Consider the following 4,734-nt stretch of genomic DNA (forward strand, 5'->3'; position numbering starts at 1 on the left):
GTCAACCTCAAGATCGACGCGAACCCGGCGATCCTCCCGCCCGGGATGTACCTGCTGACCCTCCGCGACTGGCGCAACATCCCCTCGGCGTCCAAGATCGTCCGCATCGTTCCGGCCACCACAGCCGCAGGCGTCAAAGCGACAGCCCTCGGCGGCGGTGCACCCTCGGTCGCGTTGCCCTGCTGCTGTCCCTGCGGAAGTGGTTGCTGCTAGGCGAACATCGCTCGGCAGAGGGCGAGGAAGGCCTCAGCGCGCCGGGTCAGCCGTCCACCGGCCCAGCCCATCACCACCGGCGTCGTCGGAACCTTGTCCTTGAGCGACCGCGTCACCACCGGGAATCCTTCATAGCTGAGGTCGACCAGCGGTTTCTGCACCGCCAGCGAATAACCGATGCCACGGGCAACGAGCGCGCGAGCCAGTTCGAAACTGCCTGCCCGATACGCAGGTGACATCTCCAGGCCCGCAGCCTCGAACACCGCCCGGAAGTAGTGCTCACTAGGTGGAACATCCAGCAGTACGAAAGGCTCACCGGCAAGGTCCGCCAACGCGACGGCCCGCCGACGCTCGAGCCGATGACCTGTGGGCAGCAGAACAGAAGGCGCCCGATCATGCAGTACTACGGTGTCGATGCCGGGCTGGAGTTCCTGCTGATAGAGGAAGGCGAGTTCGCAGCGTCCGTCGAGCAGGTACCGCTGCATCTCGGGCAAGGTGCCTTCGATGAACTGCACCTCCACCCCCGGATGGACTTCCCGGAAGCCGGCGATCGCCGCGGGCAGGTGGAACGGCGCGATCGGCGCGTAGCACCCGACTGTGAGTCGCCCCGCGATCTCCTGCCCCAGACTGCGAGCACCGGCGCCGAGGTCCGACAGGGCAGCCAGGACCTTGCGCGCATCGCCGACCACCTGCTGGCCGGCGGAGGTCAGTCGGGTCCCGCGCCGCGATCCGCGGAGTACCAGCCTGACCTCCAGCGCGCGCTCCAGCTCAGCAACCGCCAGCGACACCGCGGACTGCGACACGTGGCACTGCGCGGCGGCAGTGGTGATGCCGCCGGTCTCGGCGATCGCGACCAGATACTCGAGCTGTCGCGGTGACACGTTGGGCAGACTCATAAGCTCACTATATGGATGAGCGAAGTTTTCCAAGCTGGACTCATGGCACCCGGCATGCCACCGTCGAAGGATGGCGCCCACAACCAGCACTCGCACCCACCAGCACCCCTTCGTGCCGTACCTCCCGCCGCGGGTGCCGATCAAGGACGGCCTTCGCCGCGGCGAGGAGTTCTACCAGGAACTGGATCGGCGTAGATCGGTCCGCTGGTTCTCCCCGGACCCCGTCCCGCGCGAGGCGATCGAAGTGGCGGTCCGCGCTGCCAACACCGCCCCGAGTGGAGCGCACCATCAGCCGTGGACGTTCGTGGCGACCAGTGACCCGGAGCTCAAGCGACATGTGCGACTGGCCGCCGAAGAAGAGGAACGGAAGTTCTACCGCGACCGGGATCTCCCGCACTGGCACGCGGCGCTCGGTCCACTGGAGACCGACGAGCACAAGGAGTACCTCGAGATCGCGCCCTGGCTGGTGGTCGCGTTCGCGCAGAAACACACCCGGATGCCGGACGGGAGTCTGCGGAAGAACTACTACGTGTCCGAGAGCGTCGGGATCGCCTGCGGCTTCTTCATCGCCGCGGTGCACACGATGGGGCTCGCGACGCTGACACACACCCCGAATCCGATGTCGTTCCTGGCCAAGGAGCTGGGTCGGCCGTCGACCGAGCGCCCGTACATCCTCTTCCCGGTCGGCTACCCGGCCGGCGACTGCGAAGTACCGGATCTGGAGCGCAAACCGCTGGAGGATGCCCTGATCGTGCTCTAGGCGCGCTAAAGTCATCAGGTGACCAAGGGACGTCCAGCAATATCCGTGCCGCGTGACGGCATTGTCAGCCGCAGTCGTTCGGCCGAGCAGATCATCGAGGTGCTGCGCGACCAGATCGCCCGCGGCGAGCTGCCGCGCGGCTCGCGGCTGCCGAGCGAGAAGATGCTCTCCGAGCACTTCCTGGTGAGTGCGCCGACGGTCCGGGAGGCGATCCGCGCGCTCGCTGCGCTGGGCCTGGTGCAGTCCCGCCATGGCAGTGGCACCTACGTCACCGCCCACACGGACGACATCGCGCTGTCGTCGCTGGCGACGGCCGCGCAGCTCGAGGGTGTCACGGCCACCGACATCATCCGGCTGTTGGAGACGCTCAACCTGGGGTCGGTCGACTACGTCATCGAGAATGCGACCGCCGACGACATCGTCCGCCTGGCCAACGCCAGGGACGCGATTCTGGCCGGCCAGACGCGGGAGGAGATCCTGTTCGGGGTCGAGTCCTTCCTGCGCGCGCTGGCCCACGCCGCGCACCGGCCGCTGATGGGCGTGTTCGCCGACTTCCTCGTCCGCGCGCTCGTGGTCCTGGAGATCGAGGTGTTCCCCGAGTCGGAGACGTTCTGGCGCGACTGGACCAAGGCGCTCGCCGACCTGCGCGCCGAGATCGTCGACGCGGTGGCGGCGCGGGATGCCGACCGGCTGCGAGCGGCCGTCGGCTCGTACCACGGTCAGGCGACCGGGAAGCTGTTCGGCACCGAGATCGACCGGGAGATGAAGCTGTCGGATCCGCGATTCGCGGCCGCGGTAACCGAGCTGATCATGCGCCGGTAGTCGCAAATTCAACTTCCAGGAACTAAAGTCACCAAGAGACCTTGACACTTGGTGCCTGAGGGCGCAGCGTGGTGTGCCATCGGAAACCTGGAGGAAACATGAGGCGATGGTGGGGCGTTCCGCTCATCGTGGTCGCGCTGACAGGCGCTGGCTGCAGCTCTACAGGTCCGGCTCAGGTCAGTACGACCTCCGACGGCCTCGTGCACATCAAGGTGGGCGTCAGCCCGTCGACCGCGTCGATCGCGGTGTACCTGGGGCGCGAGAAGTACTTCGCCGACCAGGGCGTGGCGGTCGACCTGTCCGTCATCCAGTCGGGGGCGGACGCTGTCCCGCGGCTTCTCAACGGGTCGCTCGACATCGCCCTCGGCGATGCGGTCGGCACTCTGCAATCGGCGGCCAACAACGTGCCGCTCCGCGTGGTCGGCACGGTGACGGTGTCGCCGGACGATCCGGCCAAGGACTACTCGGGGATCGTGACCGCCGACGCGTCGATCAAGGATGTGGCCGGCCTGTCCGGTCGGACCGTTGCGGTCAACCAGCTCAACGGCGGAGCGCAGCTCACTGCCAAGTCCGCGATCGATGCGCGCGGCGGCGACTCCAGCAAGGTCAAGTTCGTCGAGTTGCCGTTCCCCCAGATGGCGGCGGCCGTCGAGGCCAAGCGAGTCGATGCGGCCATGGTGGTCGAGCCGTTCCTGTCCGCTGGAACCAAGGAGGGGCTGACCACCGTGATCGCGCCGCAGGCGTACTCCGTGGCCGGCTTCCCGTCCACGATCTTCATCTCGGCCGCCAAGTACGCCGATGCCAACGGTGACGCGATCGGCAAGTTCATGACCGCGGTCTCCGCGGCCGGCAAGGCAGCCAATGCCGATCCCGCGAAGTCCCGCACGGTCGCGGCCACCTTCACCGATCTTCCGGCCGCCACGCTGCAAGGGATCAAGTTGCCCATCTACGCCGAGAACGCCGCCGACACGGCCGGTATGACGAAGATGCTTGCCCTGGCCAACAAGTACGGCGTACTGACCAAGCAGCCGGATATGAACGCGCTGCTCGGCGGCACCAAGTGAGCACCGTGATGACCACGGTGATCAACCCCGGACTGACCGCGGGGCTGGGTGCTCGCGCTCAGTCCGGCGCCCCCAGGGTGGTCCGGCGGCTGGTGGCGCTGGTGATCGCTTTGGTCGTCTGGCAGCTGGCGAGTCTCTGGTTGGGTGCTGCGACTCTGCCCGGTCTCGCCAGCTGTCTGACGGCCCTCGGTAACCTGCTCACCGAGCGGGAGCTGTGGCAGGCCGCGGGCGACACGATGGCGACGACGCTGCTCGGGCTGGCCATCTCCGTGGTGGTCGCGGTGCCGCTCGGGGCGATGATCGGCTCGATCCGCTTCGCCGACCGCAGTTCGCACATCGTCATCGACGTACTGCGAACCATTCCACCGGTAACCCTTCTCCCGTTGGCCTTGCTGCTCTACGGACCGACCCTGCAGATGGCCTTGGTGCTCGTCATCTACGGGTCGTTCTGGCCCCTGCTGATCCATGGCATCTATGCCGTCCGCGAGGTGGATCCGGTGCAGCGTGACGTGGCCGTCAGCTTCGGACTTCCCATCACACTGCGCTGGCGGAAGCTGCTCCTGCCGAGCATCCTGCCGATGGTCATCGTCGGCATCAGGATCTCCGCCACCATCGCGTTGCTGCTGGCCGTCACCTCCGAACTGATCGCCGGTGCGCCTGGCATCGGCGAGAGGATCACGGCGGCTCAGAACGCCAACCGCGTCGACGACGCCTACGCCTACATCATCTGCGCGGCCCTGCTCGGCGTCGCCACCAACGCGGTGATGCGGTTGATCGAGCGCCGGGTCATCTCGTGGCATCCGTCCGTACGCGCAAACCAGATCGGAGCAGCCGGATGAGGCGGATCCTGGTGGTCAGCTGGCTTCCGGTCGGTCTGGTCGCGATCTGGTGGTTCGCGAGTGCGAGTAGCACCTCGCTGTTCTTCCCGCCGCTGCGCGACATCGTGGCCGAGACGCGGCGACTCTGGTTCTTCGACCAC

At 67.1% G+C, this 4,734-nt stretch carries 6 protein-coding genes; 5 read left to right on the forward strand and 1 reads right to left on the reverse strand.

Annotated features, from left to right (window positions below):
* Positions 1-213 (forward strand): early set domain-containing protein (locus tag VFG33_RS27950; RefSeq protein ID WP_325055953.1); only part of this gene is annotated, 213 nt, incomplete at its 5' end.
* Here VFG33_RS27950 and VFG33_RS27955 read toward each other — a convergent pair.
* Positions 210-1,109: a LysR family transcriptional regulator gene (locus VFG33_RS27955; protein WP_325055954.1), complete on the reverse strand. Its 900-nt coding sequence runs from the start codon at positions 1,107-1,109 to the stop codon at positions 210-212. The genes VFG33_RS27950 and VFG33_RS27955 overlap by 4 nt on opposite strands.
* Before the next feature lie 70 nt (positions 1,110-1,179).
* Between VFG33_RS27955 and VFG33_RS27960 the strand changes: the two genes are divergently transcribed.
* The 4 genes from VFG33_RS27960 (at position 1,180) to VFG33_RS27975 (ending at position 4,594) form a co-directional block, all read left to right on the forward strand.
* A complete protein-coding gene (locus VFG33_RS27960; protein WP_325055955.1) occupies positions 1,180-1,869 on the forward strand; it encodes a nitroreductase family protein in 690 nt (229 codons plus the stop codon).
* Positions 1,870-1,887: 18 nt separating this feature from the next.
* Positions 1,888-2,691, forward strand: a complete 804-nt coding sequence (locus VFG33_RS27965; protein ID WP_325055956.1) for a FadR/GntR family transcriptional regulator — start codon at positions 1,888-1,890, stop codon at positions 2,689-2,691.
* A gap of 98 nt (positions 2,692-2,789) precedes the next feature.
* Entirely contained in the window at positions 2,790-3,755 is a 966-nt protein-coding gene (locus tag VFG33_RS27970; protein ID WP_325055957.1) for an ABC transporter substrate-binding protein, read from the forward strand.
* Positions 3,756-3,763: 8 nt separating this feature from the next.
* A complete protein-coding gene (locus tag VFG33_RS27975) occupies positions 3,764-4,594 on the forward strand; it encodes an ABC transporter permease (RefSeq protein ID WP_325055958.1) in 831 nt (276 codons plus the stop codon).
* The last annotated feature ends 140 nt before the right edge of the window (positions 4,595-4,734 follow it).

Source organism: Kribbella sp. (assembly GCF_035687465.1).
Lineage (GTDB): Bacteria > Actinomycetota > Actinomycetes > Propionibacteriales > Kribbellaceae > Kribbella.